Source organism: Rothia halotolerans, from assembly GCF_004136635.1.
In the GTDB taxonomy this organism is placed as follows: Bacteria; Actinomycetota; Actinomycetes; order Actinomycetales; family Micrococcaceae; genus Rothia; species Rothia halotolerans.
In genome coordinates, this window is record NZ_NOIU01000002.1 from 1007473 (window position 1) to 1031150 (window position 23678).

The following is a 23678-nucleotide window of genomic DNA, read 5'->3' on the forward strand; positions in this document are numbered from 1 at the left end:
CACCGTTAACGTTAGCCGCTTTGGCCTCGGCGGGAGTGCCGGGGCTCTTCCCTGTGGCCGCGTACCCCTACGAGCCGGACAACCCCGAGTACAGCAGCGCGCTCGTGGTCGATTCGGCGCATCAACGGTGGATCGTCCGGGCCCCGGAGAACATCGAGGCCAGCGTGCGGCTCGAGACGGAGCACGTGATCCTGCACTCCTTCTCCCCCGCCCTGCGGGCCCGGCTCCCCTTCCAGCTTCCCACCGTCGTCGGCTCGGCCGACCGCGAGGGCCTCAAGTCCTTCGTGTACCCGCAGATCGCCGGGGAGATCGTGGACATCGAGGAGCTGGTGCGCCGCTCCCGGATCGTCTCCCCCGAGCGGGAGCCGCTGGCGACCCAGATCGGCACCGCGCTGGCGACGATCCACACCCTCCCGGTGGAGCTCGTGCAGGAGGCGGACCTGCCCGTCTACACCTGGGACCAGTGCCGCCAGCGGATGCTGGCCGAGCTCGACCACGCCGCCGGGACCGGCAAGATCCCCTCCGAGCTGCTGCGCCGCTGGGAGGGCTGGCTCGAGGACGAGTCGATGTGGCGGTTCAACCCCGCGGTGATCCACGGGGACCTCTCCGAGGAGAACATCGTGCTCGACGGCGACCGGGTCGCCGCGATCCGCGGCTGGCAGGACATGCAGGTCGCCGATCCCGCCAGCGACTTCGCCTGGCTCATGAGCTGTCCCGACCAGGACCTCGCCGACTCCATCCTCGAGGTCTACTCGATGCAGCTGCCCCAGGCGCCGGATCCTCACCTGCTGCGCCGCTCGTACCTGCACGCCGAGTTCGCGCTCGCGCAGTGGCTGGTCCGCGCGGTCGAGCAGGACGACCGCGCGACCGTCAGCGAGGCCGTGGCGATGCTTCAGACCCTCGCCGAGGACCTGCGGGAATCGGGCGCCCTGGGCTCATAGCAGCCCCAGCAGCGCGGTCAGCTCCTCCTCGTCGGCGATCCGCGGCGGCCTGACCGTGCGGTTCTCGGCCACGTAGTGGAAGCAGGCGGCGACGTCGTCCAGCGGCACGTCCATCAGGCGCGCGAAGCCGAGCCGGTAGACCGCGAGCTGCACCGCGCGATGCCGCAGACGGGCGCCGATGGGCACGCGCCCGGTCTTCCAGTCGACCAGCTCCCATTCCGGGGCGCCGGCCGCGGCCGCGGTGTCGCGGAACACGGCGTCGATCCGGCCGCGCACGGTGAAGCCCGCGACCGGGGTCTCGAGGGGGAACTCGACCGCCCACGGCTGGCGCTGATACCACGGGCTGGCCCTGAAGGCCTCCTGCAGGCGGGCCAGCTCGGGCTCCTCCCCCTCGTCCGCGTCCTCCAGGACCTCCCCGAGGTCCAGCATGGCGGGGCTGCCGAAGTGCTCCTCGACCCATTCGTGGAAGCGGGTGCCGGCGCGCGCCTGCGGGGCCGGACGCCGCGGCATCGGCCGGCGCAGTCCCGCCCTGACCTGCTCGGGGTCCTCCGCGAGCCCCACCAGCAGGGAGGCGCTGACGTGGGTGGGCGGGGCGGGGGCCGAAGGCGCGGCGGCCCGCTCGCGGCGCAGCCCCAGCAGCAGCTCCGTCTCTTCGGCCCAGGCGCGGGCCTCCGCCTCGGACTCGGGCTCGACGGCCGCCGTCTCCTCCTGGCCCGGCTCCTCCCCAGCCCGCGACGACGCCTCGCCCGGGGCATCCCCGGCCCGCACCGCCGCGAGCTCCTCCTCGACCAGCCGCGCCGCCGCCTCGACCTCGGCGCGCCGACTGAGCGCCGGCCCCGGGTCCAGGATCGAGCGGCCGGCGTCGGGCTCGAAGGCCAGGGCGTCCAGGGGCGCCTCCTCCTCCCACTCACTCACGTGCGGGCGGGTCAGCGGGTCGAAGGGCCAGAGCGCCGCCAGCACGGTCCCCGCCTGGGGGTTCCCCGCGCCGTCCTCGGGCGCGGGCTCCTCGTGCACGACCTCGACGGCCAATCCCCTTCCCGGGGCCCCCTCGAGGATCTCCCGCAGGAACGGCGAGGCCTGCCGGGGACGGGCCGCCGCGCCGGTCCAGCGGCTGCTGCCCAGCATGAGCCGGCTCCTGGCCCGGGTCAGGGCCACGTAGGCGAGGCGCCGCTCCTCCGCGACGGCGCGCAGGTCGTTGTGCTCCACGAACTCCGCCCAGCGCTCCTGGAGCTCTCCGGTGCTTCCGACCTCGGTGTCCCAGGCCGGCAGGTGGGCGGCGTCCCCCCGCAGGGGCCAGGGCAGCGCGCCGGGCTGCTTGATCCACTCGTCGCGCTGGTCGGTCGGGAAGGTCCCGGCGTTCATCCCGTGCAGGTACACCTCGTCCCACTCCAGTCCCTTGGAGCCGTGGATCGTCAGCAGCTGGACGGCCGAGCGGCCCCCCGCCTCGGCCGGGGCGGCCAGCCCGCCTTCCTCCGCGAGCGCGGCCTCCAGCCAGGCGAGGAAGGCGGTGACCCCGGTGGCGGAGGAGGTCACGGTGTAGCGGTGCTCCCGCGTCTCCGGGATCACCAGGCCCGCCGGAGTCCCCTCGGCCGCTACGGAGAAGCCGGCCCCGGCGCCGACGTCGAGGCTCGCCGCCACGCGCGGGGCGCTCGCGCAGTACTCGGCCGCCGCCTGGTAGAAGGCGTCCAGGTTAGCCCGCGCCGTGTGGACGTCCCGGCCCGGCTTGGAGGCGAGCTCCACGTCCAGCAGGGTCACCCGCTCGATGTGGTACAGCAGCGAGGTCAGGTCCTCGCCGAGGTAGCCGCGCAGCTCGTCCAGCTCCGCGGCCAGCCGCTCCAGCCGCTCCCGCGCCGCCTCGCTCAGGCCGCGTCCCTTGGCCGAGACCCAGCCCGGCCGCGGGAGGGTCTCGATGGCCTCGACGAGGCTCGAGCCCTCGCTGGCCTCGCCCCCGCCGGAGCGCAGCAGCTCCTCGAGCCGGCGGGCGGCGGCTCCGTCCGCAGCCTCCGGGGCGGGGGCGTCCTTTCCTGCGTCGGAGGCGGGCGAGGACTCGGAGACCCCGCCACCGTGGGCCCCGCCCCCGGAGGCCTCGCCTCCGAGAGCCCCGTCCCAGTGGCCTTCCGCGGTCTCTCCCCCAGTCGGGGCCTCTCCCGCGAGACCCTCCTCGCCCGGCCCCTCGCCCTCGGGCGTCTCCAGGTCCTCCGCCATCCCGGAAACGATGCTCTGCCGGCGCCGGCGGGCCAGGAACACCGCCCAGTCGTTCAGCGCCATGAGGTCCCGCGGCCCGATCCGCCAGCGGGCCCCGGCCAGCAGGCGCATCAGCGCGTCGGAGCGGGAGGGATCCGAGAGCACCCGCAGGGTCGCGACGACGTCGAGCACCTCCGGCGTCTCCAGCAGCCCGCCGAGCCCCACCAGCTCGTAGGGCAGGCCGGCGCGCTCGCACTCCAGGCGCACCGTCTCCAGCTGGCGCCGAGCCCGGCACAGCACGGCCGCGCTCGCGTGCTCCTCGCCCGCGGCGTCGCGGTCCGTCCGGCTCCGCAGGATCCTCTCGACGATCGCCTCCGCCTCCTGCGTCTCCGTCTCCCAGGTGCCCACCAGCACCCGGCCGTCCTCGGGCTCGGGCCGCTCGACGAGGTCCGGGACGCCGATGGCCGGCGCCGAGCGCGCCCAGGGCAGCGGCTCCGCCAGCGGATGCGCCACGAGGTTGGCCGCACCCAGGATCCGGCTGCCGTTGCGCCAGGCCACCGTGAGGTAGCCGGGGCGGGGGTCGGGGCTCGGGAAGTACTCGTAGAAGTCGAAGAGCTGCCCCTCCGAGGCACCGCGGAACCCGTAGATCGACTGCTTGGGGTCCCCCACCGCCATGACGCTGTGCCCGCCGCCGAAGAGCTGGGAGAACAGGACCATCTGGGCGTGCGAGGTGTCCTGGAACTCGTCCAGCAGCACGACGCGGTAGAGCTGCCGCTGCTCCCGTCCCACGGCGGGGACGGTGCGGGCCAGGGTCGCGGCGTCGGCCAGCAGGTCGCCGAAGTCCATCACCTGCATCGCCTTCTTGACCCGCTGGTAGCGCTCGGTGAGCTGCGCGACCAGCATCTTGTTCTCCAGCCGGGGCAGCGCCTCGTTGCGCGCCCTCTCCTCCTTCTTGAGCTTCTTCGGGTGCTCGTTGGGCAGGGCGCGCAGGCGCCGCGCGAGCTCCGCGCAGGCCTCGTAGACCTGCCCGGGCTCCCGCAGGTGCTCGGCGCACTCCCCGGAGAGCTGCAGCACGGCGCCGACGAGGGTGGAGGCCGCGGGGACGCGCTCGGGGACCACCCCGTCCCAGTTCTCCACGATCTGCGCCGCCAGCTGGTAGCACTGCGCCTGACCCAGCTGGGTGACGTCCCGCTCGATCCCGATCCGCAGGCCGTACTCGGCCACGAGCGACTTGGCGTAGGAGTGGTAGGTGCTCACCGTGGGGTCGAGCACGGGGTCCTCCGTGCCCTCCCCCGCCGCGTAGAGGCCGGCCTCGGCCAGCTGCGCGAGCCGGGCGCTCATGCGGTGCCGCAGCTCCCCGGCGGCCTTGGTGGTGAAGGTGACGCCGAGGACCTCCTCGGGCCGCACCAGGCCGTTGACCACCAGCCACACCACGCGGTCCACCATGGTCGCGGTCTTGCCGGAGCCGGCGCCGGCCACGACCAGGCGGGGGCTGAGGCCGGCGCTGATGATCGCCGACTGCTCGGCGGTGGGCAGCGGCCTGCCCAGGGCGCGGGCGATCTCCTCCGGGCTGATCCGGGGCCGGGGGGCCTCGGCGGTCTCTGCGGTGCTCACGGCTGGGTGACCTGCCTTCCTCGGGCGCAGATGGGACAGATGTCGGGCAGGCGGCAGGGGATGCCGTAGCCCCCGGAGCGCTCGGCGTCGTGCCGCGCTTGGAAGCGCTCGTGGGCGATGAGCTCGGCGCAGCGCTGGACCAGCTCGACCGCCCAGGAGTCCTCCTCGCCCAGGGCCGGCTGGGTCTGCGCGGAGTAGCTCTTGACGGCGGTGCCGAGCTGGACCAGGGCCGCGCCGCCGGAGAGCTCGGTGAGCCGCGCGCCGGCCAGCTCCACGGGCTCGGCAGGTTCGGCGGACGCGATGGGGGCGCCCGCCATGTCCGGGCTCGCCGCCGCGGAGCCGGCGGCCTCCGCCTCCTGCGCCATCGCCTCCCCCGCCCCGGCTGCGAGCGCGACCTGGTAGGCGGCCAGCTGCGGATGCTGGGCGACCTCCGCCTTGGTGGGCGCGGACTTGCCGGTCTTGAGGTCGATGACGACGTAGCGGCCGGCGTCGTCGACCTCCAGGCGGTCGACGCGGCCGCTCAGCAGGGTGGCCCGGGCCGGCCCCGGCACCAGCACGCTGAAGGAGCCCTCGACGCCGACCAGCCGCCGCCCCAGCGCCTGCCGGGCGTCCACGGCGTAGGCGGCGAACTTCCGCAGCATCGTCCGGGCGCGCTCGTAGGTCTGAGCGGTCTCCCAGGTCTCGGGCAGGCCCAGGCGGGAGAAGCGCTCCTCGAGCTCGGCGAGCAGCTCGTGGCCGGCGGCCTCGGGCATGTCCTGGGCGATCTCGTGGATGAGGGTGCCCACGGAGCGGGAGAGGTCGGTCGCGGCCTCGCCGCCGGAGGCCGCGACGAACCAGTCCAGCGGCGAGCGGCTGATGGTCTCCAGGCGGGAGGGCGAGACCGGGACCGGCTCCCCGGCGGGCAGGACCGCGGCGTCGTCCGTCAGCGGGGCGAGGCCCCACCAGTCCCCGGGGGCGGCGCCGGGGACCGGGCCGGGACGCGCGGCGTCCCCCTCCCCCGTCCGCTCGGTCCCCATCCGGGCCAGGCAGCGCGCGGCCGCCCGGGCCCGCTCGGGCCGCGCGGAGTCCTGGGCGGCGAGCCGCAGCTCCGCGACCAGCCCGCGCAGCGTCATGGGCCGGCGCACCTCGGTGAGCCCCGCGCCGTCGAGCTGCTCCGGGGCGAGCACGTCGAGGAACTCGCTGGGCTCCTCCTCCGCGTTGGAGACCGCGCTGACCAGCAGCCGCTCCCTGGAGCGGGAGACGGCGGTCGCGAAGGTCCGCAGCTCGTCGTAGCGGGTCTCCCGCAGGCGGGTCCGGTGGGTGACCGAGGCCGCGCGCTCCCAGCCAAGGGTCACGGCGTCGCTGAGCTCGGTGGTGGCCAGCAGACCCCCGCGCAGGGTGGTGTTGGGCCAGGAGCCCTGCTGGACGGAGGCGACGTGGACCCACCCCCACTCGCGGCCGGCGGCCGAGGCGGGGGTCGCGAGGGTGACCGAGGAGCGCGCGGCGGCGGCGGGGGCCAGCGTGTCCATCGGCAGGTCCTGGCTGTCGAGGTACTCGAGGAACTCCCGGGCGCCGGCGCCGGGCTGCTGGTCGACGTAGCGCTCCGCGGCGGCGAACAGCTCCACCATGGCGTCCAGGTCCCGGTCCGCGCGCTCGCCCGCCGGGCCGCCCGCGGCGGAGAGCCGCCCCCACTCCTCGGCGAGCCCGCTGCTCTCCCACAGGGCCCAGAGCACCGTCTCCGCGGTGGATCCCGGCTCCTCCAGGGCGGTGGCGCCCGCCGCGAGGACCCGGCGCACCCGGCGCAGGCTCTCGGTGCCGGGGCCCCTGACCGAGCGGCGATCCGCCGCCGAGGGCTCCCCCGGCTCGGGGGCGAGGGCGGCGAGGATCAGCTCGTCGCTGCCGCGCCGTCCGCCGGCCCGCAGCTCGGCGGCGCGCAGGCTCTGGCGCAGGCGCCGCACCCGGCTGGGGCTCGCGCCGCCCAGGCGGGAGGTCAGCAGGCTCGTGGCCCGCTCGATGCCGGCATCGGCACCCGGCTCGCTTGCGATCCACAGGGCGTCCAGGAACGGCCGGACGGCGGGCTCCTCCCGCAGCGGGGTCTCCGCGACGGGGATGTTCACGGCGATGCCGTCCGACTCCAGGTGGCGCTTGATCCGGGAGAGGGAGGCGCCGTCGCGCACGATGACCGCCATGTCCGCCAGGGAACGGCCGCCGCGCACGTGCTCCTGGAGGAGGCGCTCCGAGATCAGCCGCAGCTCCTGCTGACCCGAGGCCACCAGCGCGACCTCGAGGTCCGCCGGCCGCTCGGCCGCTTCCGGCGAGGGGGCGGGGCGGCGCTCGTGCCGGGCCCGGGCGACGACGGGGATCCGCTCGGCCACCCGGCCGAACGCCTCGCCGAGGGCCGGCGGGAGCCGGTGCTGCACGGTCAGCGCCTCGGTCTCCACGCGGGGGTAGGCGCCGAGCGCCGCGCCGAGGTCGCTCAGCTGCTCCGGCCGGGCGCCGCGGAAGCCCTGGACCACGGTGTCGGTGCACGCGGCGACGACCAGCTCCGGCGGGTTCGCGGAGCCGGCGGGTAGCAGGGCGGAGAGCAGGCGGAGGACGGCCGGGGTCGCCTCCTGGGCGTCGTCGAGCAGCACCAGCCGCAGCCGCTCGTGCTCGGCCTCGACGAACTCGGGGGTGGCCTCGAGGAAGTCCGCGGCCTCGTGGATCAGCGCCGAGGGGTCGTAGGCCTGGGGCATGCGCAGGCGGCGGAGCTGCTCGTACTCGACGCGGAAGTCCGCGGCCGCGATCCACTCGGGGCGGCCCGCGCGCTCCCCCAACTCGCGGACCTGGCCCGCCCCGAGGTCGAACTCGGCGCAGCGGTCCAGGAACTCGCGGATCTCGCGGCGGAAGCTGCGCGTGCCGAGCGCGTCCCCCAGGTCCTCCGGCCAGGCGGGCACGGAGCCCAGGCCCGCGGCGTGGGCCTCGAGCATCTCGCCGATCAGCACGTCCTGCTCCGGGCCCGCCAGCAGGCGCGGCTCGAACCGCAGGCCCGGCAGCAGCGAGGCGGCGTGCGCGCGGCGCAGGACGTCGAAGGCGTAGGAGTGCCAGGCGCGGGCGGGAGGGGTGGAGATCGTGGCCGAGAGGGCAGCCGAGAAGCCCTCGCGCAGCCGGTCCGCCGCCAGCCGCGAGGGGGCGAGCATCAGGATCTCGCCGGCCGGGCGTCCCTCGCCCACGTGGGCGAGCGCGCGGGCGATCAGCTCCTCGGTCTTGCCCGTCCCCGGCGCGCCCAGCACGAGCCGGGCCTCGGCGCGGGAGGGTGCGGGGCGGGGGTTCTCGGCGGTCATGGCACCATCTCACCACAGCCGACCGACAGAATAGGCACGCCCCGGGCGACGACGCGGCGCCCTCGCCCGGGCCGCGGTACGGTGGACCCCATGACGAGTGAAACGGCCGCCGAGGCGCGCCCCTGGACCGAGCTGCCCCGCGCGACCTTCGACCTGGAGACCACGGGACCGAACCCCCTGACGGCGCGCATCGTGACCGCCTCCCTGATCCTGGTGGCGCCCGACGGCGAGGTCCTGCGGCACGGCGAGTGGCTCGCCGACCCGGGCGTCCCGATCCCCGAGGAGGCCACGGCGGTGCACGGCGTGAGCACCGAGCGCGCCCAGGCCGAGGGCGCCCCGGTCAAGCAGGTGGCCTACGAGCTCGCCTCGGCCCTGGGCGGGCTGTTCTCCGACGGCGTGCCGGTCTTCGCCTTCAACGCCTCCTACGACTTCACGGTCCTGGACCGGGAGCTCAAGCGCCACGAGATGCCGCCGCTGAACCCCTACCCGGTCATGGACCCGCTGGTGCTGAACAAGCAGGTGGACAAGTACCACCGCGGCAAGCGCACGCTGGGGGTGCTGACCGAGGAGTACGGCGTCGTGCTGGAGAACGCGCACACCTCCGCGGCGGACTGCCTGGCCACGGAGCGCCTGGCCACCGCGATGACGGCCAAGTTCCCCCAGCTGGCGACGGACTCGGGCGGGCTGCACCGCCGCCAGATCGAGTGGGCGCGGGAGCAGGCGGCGGACCTGCAGCAGTACTTCGACAGGATCGGGCGCCAGGCCAAGATCAACGGGGAGTGGCCGATCCGCTCCTGAGGACGCGGACGCGCCCCGTCCCTCGCGGGGGGACGGGGCGCGTCCGCGTCTCGCCGGGGCGCCCTGACTCGCTCAGCCCTCCGGCGTCGCCTCGGCCGCGGCCCTCGCGGCGGCGGGCAGGGCGCTGACGATCCGGTCCATCGCAGCGTCGTCGTGGGCGGCGGAGAGGAACCAGGCCTCGTAGGGCGAGGGCGCCAGGTACACGCCCGAGGACAGCATCGAGTGGAAGAACGGGCGGTACCGGTAGGACTCCGAGGCCTTGATGTCCTCGTAGCTCCGGACGCCGCGCTCCCCGGTGCCGAAGGCCACCGAGAAGATGTTGCCCGCCGTCTGGATCGAGTGGTCCACGCCCTCCGCGTCCAGCGCGGCCGTGAGCTCGCGCTGCAGCTGCAAGGAGCGGGCGTCCACCGTCCGGTAGACCTCGGGGCCCGCGTGGCGCAGCGTGGCCAGGCCAGCGGCGACCGAGAGCGGATTCCCGGAGAGGGTCCCCGCCTGGTAGACGGGGCCGGTGGGCGCCAGGTGCTCCATGACCTCCCGACGGCCGCCGAGGGCCGCGATGGGCATGCCCCCGCCGATCACCTTGCCGAAGGTGTAGAGGTCCGCGGCCCAGCCGCCCTGCTCGGCCGTGGTCAGGCCCCAGTAGCCGGCGGAGGAGGAGCGGAAGCCGGTGAGGACCTCGTCGACGATCAGCAGCGCCCCGTGCGCGGCGGTGATCTCCCGCAGGCCGCGGTTGAAGTCGGCGTCGGGCGTCACCACGCCCATGTTGCACGGTGCGGACTCGGTGATCACCGCGGCGATCCGGCCCTCGTTCAGGGCGAAGGCCTCGCGGACCGCCTCGAGGTCGTTGTAGGGCACCACGACGGTCTGCGCCGCGGTGGCCTCGGTGACCCCGGCGGAGCCCGGCAGGGCGAGGGTCGCGACGCCGGATCCCGCCTCGGAGAGCAGGGAGTCCACGTGGCCGTGGTAGCAGCCGGCGAACTTGATGATCAGGTCGCGGCCGGTGAACCCGCGGGCCAGCCGGATCGCGGTCATCGTCGCCTCGGTGCCGGTGGAGACCAGGCGGAGCTGGTCGATGACCGGGCCGTCGACGGCCGCCGCGTTCATCCGGTCCACCACCAGCTCGGCGAGCTCGGTCTCCCCCGGCGTCGAGGCGCCGAAGGACAGGCCGCGCTCGACGGCGGCGTGCACGGCCTCGATCACCGGCTCGTAGCGGTGCCCCAGCAGCGCCGGACCCCACGAGCAGACGAGGTCCACGTAGTCGAAGCCGTCGGCGTCAGTCACGTAGGGGCCGTCGGCCTCGACCAGGAAGGGCGGGGTCCCACCCACCGAGTTGAAGGCCCGCACGGGCGAGTTGACGCCGCCGGGGATGACCCGGCGGGAACGGTCGAAGAGTTCCTGGGAAACGGTCACGGTGTGCTCCTCATTCTCTGGTGGTCCGATGTGCTGCGGGGGGTCGGCCCGGAGGCTCCGGCTCTGCCGGGGCTCAGCGGTGCCCCTCGCGCAGCCATTCCGCGACCTCGGTCGCGTAGTAGGTCAGGATCATGTCGGCTCCGGCGCGGCGGATCGAGGTGAGCGACTCCATCACGATCCGCTCGCGGTCCACCCACCCGTTGGCGGCGGCCGCCTCGATCATCGCGTACTCCCCGGAGACCTGGTAGGCGGCGACCGGCACCGGCGAGGCCTCGGCGACCTCGCGCAGGATGTCCAGGTAGGACAGGGCCGGCTTGACCATGACCATGTCCGCGCCCTCCTCGACGTCGAGCCGGGCCTCCAGGAGGGACTCCCGGCGGTTGGCCGGGTCCTGCTGGTAGGTCTTGCGGTCCCCGCTCAGCGAGGAGCCGACGGCGTCGCGGAACGGCCCGAAGAAGGCCGAGGCGTACTTCGCGGAGTACGCCATCACGGAGACGCCGGCGAATCCGGCGGCGTCCAGCGCCTCGCGGATGCCCGCGATCTGCCCGTCCATCATACCGGAGGGGCTCACCACGTGCGCCCCGGCCTCGGCCTGGGAGACGGCCATCTTCCGGTAGAGCGCGACGCTGGCGTCGTTGTCCACCACGGTGCGCCCGTTGGGGTCGGTGGTCAGCGGGCCGCAGTGCCCGTGGTCGGTGAACTCGTCGAGGCAGGTGTCGGCCATGATGACCAGGCGGTCCCCGAACTCCTCGCGGATCGCCCGGATGGCCCGGTTCAGGATCCCCTCGGGGTGCCAGGCCACCGAGCCCTCGGCGTCCTTGTCCTCGTCCCGCGGCACGCCGAACAGGTCGATGCAGCGCACCCCGGCGGCCTCGGCGCGGCGCACCGCGTCCAGGACGCTGCCCAGGGTGTGCTGGTGCTGCCCCGGCATGGAGGCGATCTCCACGGGGGCGTCGATGCCGTCGCGGACGAACAGGACCTGGATGAGGTCCTCCGGGTGCAGCCGGTACTCGGCGACGAGGTCCCGCATCGCGGGGCTGGTGCGCAGCCGGCGGGGGCGCCGGACCAGCTCGGAGGCGGCGTCGGTGCTCTGGTCTCGGATGGTCATGGTCATCCCTTCTCTCGTGTAACGGACGGGTCCGCGGGGCGCCCGGCCTCGGCCAGGACGCGGCGGACGGCGGTCAGCAGGTCTCGCGGCGCGGGGCTCCGGGCGGTGACGGCGCGCAGACCCAGCGAATCGGCGCGCGCCGCGGTGGTCGCCCCGATGCACACCACGGGGGCGGCGATCCTCCCCCGCTCCGCGAGCTCCTCGAGCAGGCGCGGGGAGGTGGCGACGACGACGTCGGGCCCGCGCCCGGCCAGGTGCGCGGCGGTCTCGTCGGGGTCCAGCACGGGGACGGCCGCGCCGGCCGGGGACCGGCGCCCCGGGGCCAGCGGCCGCTCGGACGGGTAGGCGACCATCTCGTAGACGACGGCCTCCTCGACCCTCAGGCCGCGCTCGCGCAGGCCGCGGACCAGCTCGGGGCGGTGAGGCTCGCCGTGCACGCACAAGGCCGACCGGGGGCCGCCCTCCTCCGGCGTCGGCCATTCGGCCAGCAGCCCGGCGGCGTCCTCGCGGGCGGGAGCGGGGGCCGGATCCAGCCCGGCCTCCCGGGCCGCGCGGGCCGTCGCCCGGCCCACGCAGCGGACCTCGGCCCCGGCGAGCGGGCCCGCCGGGGCCTCCCCCAGTACCGCCTCGAGCCCCAGCACGCCGTGCGCGCTGGTGAAGGTCACGACGTCGAACCCTCCGGCCCGCACCGTGCCGGCGACGGCGGCGCACGCGGCCGGGTCCGGCAGCCGGGCCTCGCGCAGGGGCGCCAGGACGACGTCGTGCCCCTCGCCGCGCAGCAGGTCCACCAGCTCTCCGGCGGGCCCGGGCAGCCGGGTCACCAGGACCTCGGCCGGCCGCTCCGCCCGGGCCTCGCCGGGATCGCTCTCCTCGAGGGAGGGGAACCCTGGGCCCGAGGCCGCGGGGAGGTCGTGCCCGGAGGTCATCAGGAGGTCCGGTCGGTGTAGCGGTCGGCGCCGCGCTCCAGGAGGGACTCGGCAACGCGGGTGCCCAGGGCCCGGGAGGCCTCCGGACCGGCGGCCGGAGCCGTCGCCGACTCCCGCAGGACCTCGCCGCCGCGCGGGTCGGCCACCACGGCGTCCAGCGTGAGGGTGCCCTCCTCGAGGCGGGCGAAGGCTCCGATGGGCGCCGCGCAGCCGGCCTCCAGCCGGAGCAGCAGCGCCCGCTCGGCCTGGACGGCGAGCTCGGTGGGCCCGTCCTGCAGCGCGCGGATCGCGGCGAGCACCTCGGCGGGGGTCGAGCGGCTGCGGTACTCGATCGCGAGGCAGCCCTGCCCCGCGGCGGGCAGCACCCGGCGCGGGTCCAGGAACTCGGTCACGACCTCGCTCAGCCCCAGCCGGGCCAGGCCCGCGGCGGCGAGCACGACGGCGTCGAGGTCGCCGTGGGTGCCCCGGCCCACGCCGGTGTCGTCGGCGGCGAAGCGCTCCAGGCCCGCCACCCGGGACAGCCGGGTGCCCACGTTGCCGCGGATGTCCACGACCTGGCAGTCCGGCCGCAGGATCCGCAGCTGGGCCGCCCGGCGCGGGGACCCGGTGCCGATCCGGGATCCGGCGGGCAGCCCGTCCAGGTCCAGCCCGTCCCGGGCCACCAGGACGTCGCGCGGATCCTCCCGCGAGGGGTAGATCAGCGCCAGCGCTCCGTCGAAGAGGTCCTTGGTCGGCAGGTCCTTGAGCGAGTGCACCGCGACGTCCACGGAGCCGCCCAGCAGCTCCTGGCGCAGCGCGGCCGCGAAGACCCCGGTGCCGCCGAGCTGCGCGAGCGAGCCGGAGGTCACGTCGCCGGTGGTGGTGACGACCTTCAGCTCCGCCGGCGCGCCGGCGGCGGCGAGCCGGTCCGCGATGTGCTGGGACTGCGTGGTGGCCAGGGCCGAGCCGCGGGTCCCCACCCGGATGGGCGTCATCGGGCTCCTTCGTAGTCGGCGATCACGGGCTTGGCCGTGCGGGCGCTGGCCGCGAGGCAGCAGTCCGGGTCGCAGCGGTCGAACCAGCCGCGGCCGCCGCAGGCGCTGACGCGGTTCCGCTCCAGCTCGGCCGGGTCCTGGGAGGGGGCGGTCGAGCTGACCCGCTCGGCGATCAGGTCCCGCAGCGAGCGGACGTAGGCCGGGTGGGTGCCCGGCGTCGGCGTCCGCACGGCCTGCAGGCCCAGGCCCTCGCAGGTCTCCATGGCCTCGGTGTCGAGGTCCCACTTGACCTCCATGTGGTCCGAGACGAAGCCCAGCGGGACCATGGCGACGCCGTCCACGGCGCCGCCGAGGCCCTCCAGCGCGTCGTTGACGTCCGGCTCGAGCCAGGGCGTGCTCGGCGAGCCGGAGCGGGACTGGTAGACCAGCTCCCAGTCGCAACCCTCCAGCAGCGAGGGCTCCTCGGCCTCGACGTCGCGCAGGATGGCCCGCGCGGCCTCCAGGTGCTTCTCGACGTAGGCCGAGCCGCCCTCGTAGTCGACCCCGCGCGGTCCGGCCTCGTTCGCCGCCGTGGTGGGCACGGAGTGGGTGCAGAACATGATGCGGATCCGGCCGTTGCCGGCGGCCCTCGACGGCGCGGCCTCGAGCTTGGCCCGCAGCTCGCGCAGGCCCTCGATCAGCCCCTCGGTGAAGGAGGCGATGAAGCCCGGGGCGTCGTAGTGCTGGCGGAGCTTGTCGATCTGCAGCTCGCCCTCCAGGCCGAGCTCCTCCAGCGCGATGCCGTAGTCCTCGCGGTACTGGCGGCAACTGGAGTAGCCCGGGTAGGCGCTGGTGGGCAGCACCAGGAGCTTCCGGTAGCCGTTCTCGTGGGCGTCCTTGACGACGTCGGCCACGTACGGCTCCCAGTTGCGGTTGGCCCACAGCACGGGGATCTGCGGGCCGCTGCGGGCCAGCTCCTCGCGCAGCGCGGCCAGCAGGGCGCGGTTCTGCTCGTTGATGGGGCTCACCCCGCCGTTGGCGCGGTAGTGGGTGGCGACCTCCTCCAGGCGCTCGTCCGGGATGCCGCGGCCGCGGGTGACGTTGCGCAGGAAGGGGATGACGTCGTCCTGGCCCTCGGGCCCGCCGAAGGAGGAGAGGATCACGGCGTCGTACGGCTCCGGGGCCTGGGCGCGCGGGCGGGTCAGGGTCTCCTCGGAGACGAAGCCGGGGGCTGCCTCGAGGCTCGCGGGACCGTTGCTCGCGGTGTTCTCCGGGTCGGTGACGTTCGGGATCGGCGCGGTGCGCAGGGGGCTCAACGCAGCACCTCCGCGACGTCGGCGGCCTCGACGCGGCGGCCGGTGTAGAACGGGGTCTCCTCGCGGATGTGCAGGCGGGCCTCGGTGTTGCGGAAGGTGCGCATCATGTCCACCAGGTCCACCAGCTCGGGCGCCTCCAGGGCCAGCACCCACTCGTAGTCGTTCAGGCCGAAGGTGGCGATGGTGTTGGGCAGGACCTGGGGGTAGTCGCGCCCCTTCATGCCGTGGTTCTTGAGCATCTCGGAGCGGTGCTCGGCATCCATGTAGTACCAGTCCCACGAGCGCACGAAGGGGTAGACGCAGACCCACGCCTCGGGGTCGATCCCCTTGGCGAAGGAGGGCGCGTGCCGGCGGGTGAACTCGGCGTCGCGGTGCACGCCCATGGTGGACCACACGATCTCGGTGCCGGAGAACAGCTCGGTCCGGCGGATCCGGCGCACCGCGGCCTGCAGCTGCTCGGGGCGCTCGCCGTGGATCCACACCATGACGTCGGCGTCGTTGCGCATGCCGGAGACGTCGTAGGTGCCGCGCAGGGTCACGCCCTCGGAGCCGAGCTGCTCGGCGAGCCGCTCGTACTCCGCGACCGCGGACTCGGAGCCGGCTTCCTCGGGACGCTGGCCGCGCCGGGCGAAGACGGTGTAGAGGGCGTAGTAGAGGCGGTCGTCGCCGCTGGCCGCGCGGGGGTCGTTGGCTTCTGGCTGCTGCTGGGTCATGATGTGACTCGTTCCTTTCTTCGGCGCCCGGCTGGTGGCCGGGGACGCTCTTTGTCGGTGGATCCGACCGCTGTGGTGTGTGTGATGCGGGGGGGGGGCGCGGCGGGCCGGGGCGGGGCTCAGCCCTCCCCGGCGGCCTCTGCGCCTCCGGGCGGCGCCTTGGCCTCCAGGTCCAGTCCCGCGATGACCCGGCGGGTGTCCGGGACCAGCGAGGCCAGGCCCGTGCCGGAGACCCAGGCGCCGACCACGGCGAGGCGGTCGACGCCGGCGAGGCTGCTCCGGAAGGTGCGCACCTTGTCCGCGTGGCCCTCCGGGATCCGCGGCATCGCGGCGCGCCAGCGCACGACGTCGGCCCCCACGAGCTGATCCCGGTCCAGGCGCAGGCCCATGATCCGCTCCGCGTCGTGCAGGGCGAGGGTGATCAGCTGCTCGTCCGGCAGCGAGAGCTCGGCGACGCCCTGGTCCCCCGCGCCCGAGTCCCGGCCGTAGGAGAGCCGGAGCACGTGCCGGTCCGGGCCGGCCCGCTCGGCGATCCACTCCCACTTGACCGTGGCGTGCGTGAGGGCCTTGGCGCGGACCTCGCGGACCTTCTCGCTGACCAGGACGCCGGTGCCGCGGGGCGCCTCGCTGAGTCGCGGCTCGTCGAGCACCAGCGTCGCCAGCGCGATCTCCTGGCCGGGACGCACCTGCGGCAGGCGCTCGGCCGGCACGCGGCTGCCCAGCAGCCGCACGGCGGTGGGGCCGTCGGTGGCGATGACGAGCACGTCGGCGCTGATCACCGAGCGCTTCCCCGCGCCGCCGACCTGGCGGCGGATGACCATCCAGCGGCCGTCGGTCTCGTCGCGGTCCACGGCGATGACCTCGCTGTCCGGGAGCAGGCGCGCGCCGCGCCGCTCGAGGTCGGAGACCAGCGCCTCGGAGAGCTGGTTCATCCCGCCGACCAAGCCGCCGACCTGGGTGCCGGCGGGCGCCTGGGCCCGGAGCACCGCGGCGGCCGCGCCGAGCGAGCCGTACTGGCGGATGCCCGCGCGCAGGCCGGGGGCCACGACGTCGACGTCGAGCTGGTCCGGGTGGCTCGAGTGGATCCCCATGGTGACCGGCGCGACCAGGTTCTCCAGGACCTGACGGCCCATCCGGGCCCGGACCAGGGCGCCCAGGGAGCGGGTGTTGAACCCCGTGGAGGAGGGGATGATCCGGTCCAGGGCGGCGCGACGGCGGCCGGCCGGGCTCAGCGCCGCTCCCAGCTCGGGGTCGCGCGGGTTGGCGGGGATGCCGAGGATCCCGGAGGAGGGCATCCGGAGGGGGCCGGAGGGCAGGTGCAGCCACGAGCCGGCCCGGGCCGGGGCCACCTTGGACCCGCCGAGGCCGAGCTCGTCGATGAGCTCCGAGACGGCGGGGTTGCGGGTCGCGAAGGACTCCGCCCCGGAGTCGAGGATCATGCCCCCGACCCGGTGCGCGCCCACCGACCCGCCGAAGTGGTCCTTGGCCTCGGTCAGCACGACCCGCAGGCCCCGCTCGGCGAGGTCCCGGGCCGCCACCAGCCCGGAGATCCCGCCGCCGATCACGACGGCGTTGCGCGCCCGGCGCCGCGCGCCCTGACCCTGCTCGCGCGCTCCCTCGGCGGGCTTGAGGGTCGCGACTGACGTGGGGTTCTCAGCGTCCTGGGTCATTCAGCTCTCTTCCTCCGTGGATGAGGTCGACCAGTCGGGTCAGCACGGCGGGGTCCGTGCCGGCAGGGACGCCGTGCCCGAGGTTCACGATGTGCGAGACGGCCGCCTCCCCCTTCGAGAGTACGTCCACCGCGTGCTCGCGCAGGACATCCCAGCCCGCGTCCAGCAGGGCCGGGTCGATGTTCCCCTGCAGCGGCGTGTCCGGGCCCAGCCGCCGCGCCGCCTCGTCGAGGTCCAGCCGGTAGTCCACGCCCACGACGTCGGCCCCCGCCTCCTTCATCGCCGGCAGCAGCTCGCCCGTGCCGGTGCCGAAGTGGACGCGGGGCACGCCGTAGTGCTCGACCGCCGCGAGCGCCCGGGCCGAGTGCGGCATCACGTAGCGGCGGTAGTCCCGCTCCGGCAGAGAGCCGGCCCAGGAGTCGAAGAGCTGGACGGCGCTCGCCCCGGCCTCGATCTGCGCGGCCAGGAAGCGGCCGGCGGTGCGGGCGGTCCAGTCCGCCAGGGCGTCCCAGGCCTGCGGGTCGCGGTGCATCATGATGCGCGGGGCCAGGTGGTCCCGGGAGGCCCCGCCCTCGACCATGTAGGCCGCGACCGTGAAGGGGGCGCCGGCGAAGCCGATGAGCGGGGTCGAGCCGAGCTGCTCGACGGTCAGCCGCACCGCCTCGCGGATGGGGTCGAAGGCGGCGTCGGGGATCTCCGGCAGCGTCGCGATCTGCTCCGCCGTGCGGTACGGGGCCCCCATCACCGGGCCCTTGCCCGGGACGATGTCCACGTCGAGCCCGGCGACCTTGAGCGGGACCACGATGTCGGAGAAGAAGATCGCGGCGTCGACGCCGTGGCGGCGCACCGGCTGCAGCGTGATCTCGGCCGCCAGCTCGGGCGTGAGGCAGGCCTCCAGCATGCGGGTGCCCTCGCGGGCCTCGCGGTACTCGGGCAGGGAGCGCCCGGCCTGGCGCATGAACCACACGGGGTGGGTCTCCGGACGGTCGCCGCGCATCGCGCGGATCATGGGCGAGTCCGCCGTCCCCCCGCTCCTCAGCGGATGGCCCTCCGGCAGGAGGGCGAGGTGGTCGTCCGTGAGCAGGGCGCGAGGCGAGGATCCCGAATTCGTCATAATGCTCCCATTGTGCCAACTTTCGCGGAGGCTTTTTGCGACACCCTGTCGTCCGCCGCGCGGGGCCGCGCCCCTCCGCCAGGACATCTCGCATCTCACACGCGAGGCGGTTCGCCCCGGCCTCCGGGCACGGCTATCATGAACGGGTCGTGGTTCTCTTTACGCTCGTCGCATCGCACCGGAATGTCGATCTCAACACCGTGGCCAGGCTGTCCACGGGGGTCGACGCGCTCCCCCATGCCCTGGTGACCCATGGCTCCCTCGAGGGCCTCGTCACCCTCTCCACCTGCAACCGCCTGGAGCTCTACGCCGACGCCCCCTCCCGCCCCGGCGCGGTGGACGAGTGCGTCGACGCGCTCGTGGCCCAGATCTCCCGCTCCACGGGGCTCGACGCCGGCTTCGTCGCCGACTCGCTCGAGCTCCACCGCGAGGAGGACGCCGCGGCCCACCTGTTCACCGTCGTCTCGGGCCTGGAGTCGGCCGTGGTCGGCGAGCGGGAGATCACCGGGCAGGTGCGCCGGGCCCTGATCGACGCCCAGGAGGCCTCCGCCGCCTCGGGCGAGCTCATCCGGCTGTTCGAATCGGCGGCCCGCACCGCCCGCGCCGTCGGGACCCAGACCTCGCTCGGCGAGCGCGGCCGCTCGATCGTCTCCGTGGCGCTGGACCTCGCCGAGGACGTCGCCCCCGCCCGCTGGGACGCCTCCCGCGCCCTGGTCTTCGGCACCGGCGCCTACGCCGGGGCGACCATGGCGGCGCTGGCCGAGCGCGGCTGCGCCGACGTGCACGTCTACTCCGGCTCCGGACGCGCCCGGGAGTTCACCGACAAGCGCGGGGGCTCCCCCGTCGAGCGCGAGGAGCTGGGCCGGGCGATGCGCGAGTCCGACATCATCATCGGCTGCAGCGGCGGCTCGGCCCCGATCGCGGCCGGCACGCTGCCGGAGGGCCCGCGCGTCGTCGTGGACCTGGCCCTGACGCGGGACTTCGACCCCTCGGTCGCGGATCTGGACGGCGTCGAGCTCATCACGCTCGAGTCGGTGCGGCTCGCGGCGCCGGAGGAGACCGACGAGTCCGTCGAGGCCGCCCGGCGCATCGTCGACCGGGCCGCGGCGGACTTCGCGACCCACCGCAGCGAGCGCTCGGTGGACACCGCGATCGTCGCCCTGCGCCGGCACACCATGGCCATCCTGGACTCCGAGATGGAGAAGGTCCGCGGCCAGTACGGCTGCGGGGCCCAGGCGGACCAGCTCGAGTTCGCGATGCGCCGCATGATGCATTCGCTGCTGCACACCCCCATGGTCAAGGCCCGCAAGCTCGCCGCCGCCGGCCGCGAGGAGGAGTTCTTCTCCGCGATCGAGGCCCTCTACGACCTGCAGGTCGAGGCCCCCGAGGAGCCCCGGGAGCAGCCCGCGCCCTCCCGCGGCTCGCTGGCCGCCGGGTACCCCGCCGCGCAGACGCCCGCCGAGGAGCCCGACGACGAGCTCTGCCGCCGCCCCCGGGCCTCCTGACCCCGCCGGATCCCGCCCCGCCCGCTTGCGCTCAGCGAAATCCCCGGCCTCCCGCACCGGACCGCGGCCCGGCCTGGGTAGGCTGAGGGCATGACACGGCAGCCGTGGCTGCGCCGACACACGGAAGGGACCCGCATGGAGATCAAGATCGGCATCAAGGACGTCGCCCGCGAGGTGGTCATCGACTCGACCCAGGAGCCCGACGAGATCGTCGCCTCCGTCTCGGAGGCCATCGAGAACAAGACCCTGCTGAAGCTGGTGGACGCCAAGGGCACCGCGACCCTCATCCCCGGCGAGTCGCTCGGCTACGTCGAGATCGGCGCCGAGACCAAGCGGCACATCGGCTTCGGGCCGTTCACCGACGCCTAGGCCCGTACCGCACGCCCTCCGAGGGGCCCGGCTCCGCGCGGAGCCGGGCCCCTCGGCGCGTTCGCCTGCTCACCTTCCCTGCGAATTCCCAGCGCTTCGGGCTAGACTGGGGAGGTCCACAGGATGACCGGTCGTCACGTGATATGTGTGCACCACCCCGCCGCCGCCCGGGCGGAAGGCCTCTTCGGAAAGAGGCCCGCCCGCGAGCGCAGAATGACCCGCGATCGGCTTCCGCCCGTCATGCCGACCCGCCGGACGGCGGTCATGCCGCCGCGACCTCGACGTCGCCGGCGGCCCGTCGGCGCCCGCACCGATCGGAGCAGCTCACGTGAGCAACGAAACCATCCCGTCAACCCCCGCCGAGGACCTCGAGGTCGCCCAGGCCGTGAACGCCGAGTCCACCGCCTCCACCGCGGCGGTCGAGCCCGAGGTCGAGGAGAAGACCTTCGCCGACTACGGCGTCCGCCAGGACATCTGCGACGCCCTGGCCGCCCAGGGCATCCTCCGCCCCTTCCCCATCCAGGCCCTGACCCTGCCGGTGGCGCTGTCCGGGCAGGACATCATCGGCCAGGCCAAGACCGGCACCGGCAAGACCCTCGGCTTCGGCCTGCCCGTCCTCCAGCGCGTCTCGGGCCGCTCGGACGCGGGCTGGGAGAAGCTGCGCTCCCCCGGCGCCCCGCAGGCGCTCATCATCGTCCCCACCCGCGAGCTGGCCGTCCAGGTCGGCAGCGACATCGCCGCCGCGGCGAAGACCCGCGACGCCCGGGTCGCGACGATCTACGGCGGGCGGGCCTACGAGCCGCAGATCGCCGAGCTGGAGCGCGGCGTCGAGGTCGTCGTCGGCACCCCCGGTCGGCTCATCGACCTGCACCGGCAGAAGCACCTGAACCTGGGGCAGGTCACCGAGATCGTGCTCGACGAGGCCGACGAGATGCTGGACCTCGGCTTCCTGCCCGACGTCGAGAAGCTGCTGGCCGCCGTCCCCGAGGTCCGCCACACCATGCTGTTCTCGGCGACTATGCCCGGCCCGGTCATCGCGATGGCCCGCCGCTACATGTCCCGCCCCATGCACATCCGCGCCTCGACGCCGGACGACGAGGGCCACACCAAGAAGGACATCCGCCAGGTCATCTACCGGGCGCACCCGATGGACAAGGACGAGCTGATCGCCCGCGCCCTGCAGGCCGAGGGCCGCGGCCGCACCATCATCTTCACCAAGACCAAGCGCGCCGCCGCCCGGGTCTCTGAGGAGCTCATCCGCCGGGGCTTCGCCGCCGGCGCGATCCACGGCGACCTCGGCCAGGGCGCCCGCGAGCAGGCCCTGCGCGCGTTCCGCAACGACAAGGTGGACGTGCTGGTCGCGACCGACGTCGCGGCCCGCGGCATCGACGTCGTGGACGTGACCCACGTGATCAACTTCCAGTGCCCCGAGGACGAGAAGATGTACCTGCACCGCATCGGCCGCACCGGCCGCGCGGGCAACAAGGGCACCGCGATCACGCTGGTGGACTGGGAGGACGTCCACCGCTGGTCGCTCATCAACAAGGCGCTGGACCTGGGCGTGCCCGAGCCGGTGGAGACCTACTCCTCCTCGCCGCACCTGTTCGCCGACCTGGGCATCCCGAAGGGCACCAAGGGCCGTCTGCCCAAGGAGAAGCAGACCCACGCCGGGCTCGAGGCCGAGGAGCTCGAGAGCCTCGGCGGGCCCGACGACCGCCAGGAGCGGCGTCGTCCCTCCGAGGGCCGCGGGGGCGGCTCGCGCGGCCGCTCCGAGCGCGGCGGCCGAGGCCGCTCGGGCTCCGAGGGAGAGGGACGCGGCGGGCGCGAGGCGCGCCGCGGCGGCTCGGAGGAGGGCTCCGGCCGGCGCGGGGGCGGCTCGGGCGATCGCCCGCGGCGCCGCCGGACACGCTCCGGCTCGGGCTCCCCGCGGCGGAACGGCGGCGGCTCGGCCGGGCAGGAGTAGCCCGCGCCGTGGAGCTGGAGTTGACCGGCCCGGATCTGGTGATCCGGGCCGACAACATGGACGTGCTGCGGCGGCTGCCCCGGGGGCGGTTCTCGATGATCTACGTCGACCCGCCGTTCAACACCGGCAGGCCCCAGGTCCGCCGCGGCCTCAGCACGCGCCCCGCCGCGCCCGAGGAGGGCGACCGGCGGGGCTTCAAGGGCCGCACCTACTCCTCGGTGCTGCAGACCCTCTCCCGGTACGACGACGCCTTCGAGGACTACTGGTCCTTCCTGCTGCCGCGCCTGGAGATCGCCCGGGAGCTGCTCGCCGAGGACGGGACGCTGTACCTGCACCTCGACTACCGCGAGGTGCACTACGCCAAGGTGATGTGCGACATCGTCTTCGGACGCGAGTCGTTCCTCAACGAGATCATCTGGGCCTACGACTACGGCGCGCGGGCCAAGCGCCGCTGGCCGACCAAGCACGACAACATCCTGGTCTACGTCAAGGACCCGGCGCGCTACCACTTCTGCTCGGAGGAGGTGGACCGCGAGCCGTACATGGCGCCCGGCCTCGTCACCCCGGAGAAGGCCGCTCGGGGCAAGCTCCCCACGGATGTCTGGTGGCACACCATCGTCTCCCCCACCGGCAAGGAGAAGACCGGGTACCCGACGCAGAAGCCGGCGGGCCTGGTCCGCCGGATGGTCACTGCATCCTCGCGGCCCGGCGACTGGGTGCTGGACTTCTTCGCCGGCTCCGGGACCCTGGGCGCCGTCGCGGCCGCGGCGGGGCGCCGCTACGTGTGCGTGGACTCCAACGACCAGGCCATCTCCACGATGCGCTCGCGGCTGGAGGAGGCCCGGTTCATCGATGTCGACGCCGAGGGGCGCGTGAGCGAGCTGCCGGCGGGGTGAGCCCGGCTCAGCCCGCCGGGCGCGCCTGCGCCCTGATGGCCTCCAGCGCCTCGGGCGACGTCGTGTTCTCCCCCAGCCGGTTCGGCTTCCCGGCCCCGTGGTAGTCGCTGGACCCGGTGACGATCAGCTCGTGCCGGGCCGCGTAGTCCATCAGCCAGGCCTGCGCCTCGGGCGGGTTGTCCCGGTGGCGGACCTCGAGGCCCGCCAGGCCCGCCTCGACCATCTCGTCGAAGACGTCCTCGGAGACGACGCGGCCGCGGGCGCTCGCCAGCGGGTGGGCGAAGACGGGGACTCCGCCGGCCTCGCGGACCAGGCGCACGGCGTCGGCGGGGTCGGGCGCGTAGTGGGGGATGTAGTAGCCGGTGCTGGGCCGCAGGATGGTGGCGAAGGCCTCGGAGCGATCCCCGCACACCCCCGCCGCGACCAGGGCGTCCGCGATGTGCGGGCGGCCCACGGTGGCGTCCGCCCGCACCTGGGAGAGCACCGCCTCCCAGTCGATCGGGTAGTCCTCGGCGATCCGCTCGACCATCCGGCGGGCGCGGTCCATGCGCGCCGCGCGCGAGCGCCCGATCTCCTCCATGAGCCCCGGCGCGAGCGGGTCCTGCAGGTAGCACAGCAGGTGCACCGAGATCCCGCTGGAGCTGGAGCAGGAGACTTCCATGCCGGGCACGAAGTCGAGGCCCAGCTCCTCGGCGCGGCGCCGGGCCGGGCCCCATCCGGCGGTGGTGTCGTGGTCGGTCAGCGCGACCGTGGTCAGGCCCGCCTCCACCGCCGCCTCCATGACCTCGGCGGGGCTCTGCGTCCCGTCGGACGCCGTGGAGTGGGTGTGCAGATCGATGCGCATGCTCCCAGGCTACCCGTGCGGGGCGGGCGCACCCCGCGACAGCGCCGCCCGG

The 23678-nt window shown here is 74.7% G+C and carries 17 protein-coding genes; 6 read left to right on the top strand and 11 right to left on the bottom strand.

Annotated features, from left to right (window positions below):
• Positions 1 to 53 precede the first annotated feature (53 nt).
• Positions 54 to 941, top strand: a complete 888-nt coding sequence (locus EWV39_RS09645; RefSeq protein WP_165313256.1) for a phosphotransferase — start codon at positions 54 to 56, stop codon at positions 939 to 941.
• On the opposite strand, the gene EWV39_RS14135 is transcribed toward EWV39_RS09645, so the two are convergent.
• Together EWV39_RS14135 and EWV39_RS09655 are read right to left on the bottom strand one after the other, a co-directional pair.
• Positions 936 to 4739 (bottom strand): ATP-dependent DNA helicase, encoded by a 3804-nt coding sequence (locus EWV39_RS14135; RefSeq protein ID WP_238148220.1) that lies wholly within the window; start codon positions 4737 to 4739, stop codon positions 936 to 938. The two genes, EWV39_RS09645 and EWV39_RS14135, sit on opposite strands and share 6 nt — an antisense overlap.
• The gene (locus tag EWV39_RS09655; protein ID WP_129658992.1) at positions 4736 to 8041 is read right to left on the bottom strand and encodes an ATP-dependent helicase; all 3306 of its coding nucleotides are present in this window, start codon (positions 8039 to 8041) and stop codon (positions 4736 to 4738) included. The genes EWV39_RS14135 and EWV39_RS09655 overlap by 4 nt, the downstream gene beginning before the upstream one ends.
• Positions 8042 to 8131: 90 nt before the next feature.
• Between EWV39_RS09655 and EWV39_RS09660 the strand changes: the two genes are divergently transcribed.
• Positions 8132 to 8839 carry a 3'-5' exonuclease gene (locus EWV39_RS09660; RefSeq protein WP_129658994.1) on the top strand — a complete coding sequence of 236 codons (708 nt, stop codon included), beginning with the start codon at positions 8132 to 8134 and terminating at the stop codon, positions 8837 to 8839.
• Positions 8840 to 8911: 72 nt separating this feature from the next.
• Here EWV39_RS09660 and hemL read toward each other — a convergent pair whose 3' ends face one another.
• The 8 genes from hemL to hemE all read right to left on the bottom strand — a co-directional run bounded on the left by hemL (position 8912) and on the right by hemE (position 18049).
• A complete protein-coding gene (hemL, locus tag EWV39_RS09665) occupies positions 8912 to 10249 on the bottom strand; it encodes a glutamate-1-semialdehyde 2,1-aminomutase (RefSeq protein WP_129658997.1) in 1338 nt (445 codons plus the stop codon).
• Between the two features lie 73 nt (positions 10250 to 10322).
• Positions 10323 to 11357: a porphobilinogen synthase gene (hemB, locus tag EWV39_RS09670; protein ID WP_202864913.1), complete on the bottom strand. Its 1035-nt coding sequence runs from the start codon at positions 11355 to 11357 to the stop codon at positions 10323 to 10325.
• 2 nt (positions 11358 to 11359) lie between these two features.
• Positions 11360 to 12283 (bottom strand): uroporphyrinogen-III synthase, encoded by a 924-nt coding sequence (locus EWV39_RS09675; RefSeq protein ID WP_129659000.1) that lies wholly within the window; start codon positions 12281 to 12283, stop codon positions 11360 to 11362.
• Complete coding sequence (gene hemC, locus EWV39_RS09680; RefSeq protein ID WP_129659002.1) at positions 12283 to 13257, bottom strand: hydroxymethylbilane synthase; 975 nt, start codon at positions 13255 to 13257, stop codon at positions 12283 to 12285. The genes EWV39_RS09675 and hemC overlap by 1 nt, the downstream gene beginning before the upstream one ends.
• The gene (locus EWV39_RS09685; protein ID WP_129659004.1) at positions 13254 to 14552 is read right to left on the bottom strand and encodes a ferrochelatase; all 1299 of its coding nucleotides are present in this window, start codon (positions 14550 to 14552) and stop codon (positions 13254 to 13256) included. The genes hemC and EWV39_RS09685 overlap by 4 nt, the downstream gene beginning before the upstream one ends.
• On the bottom strand, positions 14549 to 15265 hold the full coding sequence (hemQ, locus tag EWV39_RS09690) for a hydrogen peroxide-dependent heme synthase (RefSeq protein ID WP_129659006.1): 717 nt from the start codon (positions 15263 to 15265) through the stop codon (positions 14549 to 14551). The genes EWV39_RS09685 and hemQ overlap by 4 nt, the downstream gene beginning before the upstream one ends.
• A gap of 119 nt (positions 15266 to 15384) precedes the next feature.
• On the bottom strand, positions 15385 to 16935 hold the full coding sequence (gene hemG / locus EWV39_RS09695; protein WP_129659008.1) for a protoporphyrinogen oxidase: 1551 nt from the start codon (positions 16933 to 16935) through the stop codon (positions 15385 to 15387).
• Positions 16919 to 18049 carry a uroporphyrinogen decarboxylase gene (gene hemE / locus EWV39_RS09700; protein ID WP_129659011.1) on the bottom strand — a complete coding sequence of 377 codons (1131 nt, stop codon included), beginning with the start codon at positions 18047 to 18049 and terminating at the stop codon, positions 16919 to 16921. The genes hemG and hemE overlap by 17 nt, the downstream gene beginning before the upstream one ends.
• A 149-nt stretch (positions 18050 to 18198) precedes the next feature.
• On the opposite strand from hemE, the gene EWV39_RS09705 reads away from it, so the two are divergent.
• The 4 genes from EWV39_RS09705 to EWV39_RS09720 all read left to right on the top strand — a co-directional run bounded on the left by EWV39_RS09705 (position 18199) and on the right by EWV39_RS09720 (position 22782).
• Positions 18199 to 19554, top strand: coding sequence for a glutamyl-tRNA reductase (locus EWV39_RS09705; RefSeq protein ID WP_129659013.1), 1356 nt, complete (start codon positions 18199 to 18201; stop codon positions 19552 to 19554).
• A gap of 135 nt (positions 19555 to 19689) precedes the next feature.
• Positions 19690 to 19923: a DUF3107 domain-containing protein gene (locus EWV39_RS09710; RefSeq protein ID WP_129659015.1), complete on the top strand. Its 234-nt coding sequence runs from the start codon at positions 19690 to 19692 to the stop codon at positions 19921 to 19923.
• A 328-nt stretch (positions 19924 to 20251) separates the two neighbouring features.
• Complete coding sequence (locus tag EWV39_RS09715; RefSeq protein WP_420329954.1) at positions 20252 to 21886, top strand: DEAD/DEAH box helicase; 1635 nt, start codon at positions 20252 to 20254, stop codon at positions 21884 to 21886.
• 56 nt (positions 21887 to 21942) lie between these two features.
• Positions 21943 to 22782, top strand: a complete 840-nt coding sequence (locus EWV39_RS09720; protein WP_129659312.1) for a DNA-methyltransferase — start codon at positions 21943 to 21945, stop codon at positions 22780 to 22782.
• 7 nt (positions 22783 to 22789) lie between these two features.
• On the opposite strand, the gene EWV39_RS09725 is transcribed toward EWV39_RS09720, so the two are convergent.
• Positions 22790 to 23626, bottom strand: a complete 837-nt coding sequence (locus EWV39_RS09725) for a PHP domain-containing protein (protein WP_129659017.1) — start codon at positions 23624 to 23626, stop codon at positions 22790 to 22792.
• Positions 23627 to 23678 lie beyond the last annotated feature (52 nt).

What these genes read in the sequence shown, in the direction of transcription:
- EWV39_RS09655 (WP_129658992.1), bottom strand. Translation starts at nt 8,041, where the DNA reads ATGACCGCCGAGAACCCCCGCCCCGCACCCTCCCGCGCCGAGGCCCGG.
- EWV39_RS09660 (WP_129658994.1), top strand. Translation starts at nt 8,132, where the DNA reads ATGACGAGTGAAACGGCCGCCGAGGCGCGCCCCTGGACCGAGCTGCCC.
- hemB (WP_202864913.1), bottom strand. Translation starts at nt 11,357, where the DNA reads ATGACCATCCGAGACCAGAGCACCGACGCCGCCTCCGAGCTGGTCCGG.
- EWV39_RS09675 (WP_129659000.1), bottom strand. Translation starts at nt 12,283, where the DNA reads ATGACCTCCGGGCACGACCTCCCCGCGGCCTCGGGCCCAGGGTTCCCC.
- hemC (WP_129659002.1), bottom strand. Translation starts at nt 13,257, where the DNA reads ATGACGCCCATCCGGGTGGGGACCCGCGGCTCGGCCCTGGCCACCACG.
- hemQ (WP_129659006.1), bottom strand. Translation starts at nt 15,265, where the DNA reads ATGACCCAGCAGCAGCCAGAAGCCAACGACCCCCGCGCGGCCAGCGGC.
- hemG (WP_129659008.1), bottom strand. Translation starts at nt 16,935, where the DNA reads ATGACCCAGGACGCTGAGAACCCCACGTCAGTCGCGACCCTCAAGCCC.
- hemE (WP_129659011.1), bottom strand. Translation starts at nt 18,049, where the DNA reads ATGACGAATTCGGGATCCTCGCCTCGCGCCCTGCTCACGGACGACCAC.
- EWV39_RS09710 (WP_129659015.1), top strand. Translation starts at nt 19,690, where the DNA reads ATGGAGATCAAGATCGGCATCAAGGACGTCGCCCGCGAGGTGGTCATC.
- EWV39_RS09720 (WP_129659312.1), top strand. Translation starts at nt 21,943, where the DNA reads ATGGACGTGCTGCGGCGGCTGCCCCGGGGGCGGTTCTCGATGATCTAC.
- EWV39_RS09725 (WP_129659017.1), bottom strand. Translation starts at nt 23,626, where the DNA reads ATGCGCATCGATCTGCACACCCACTCCACGGCGTCCGACGGGACGCAG.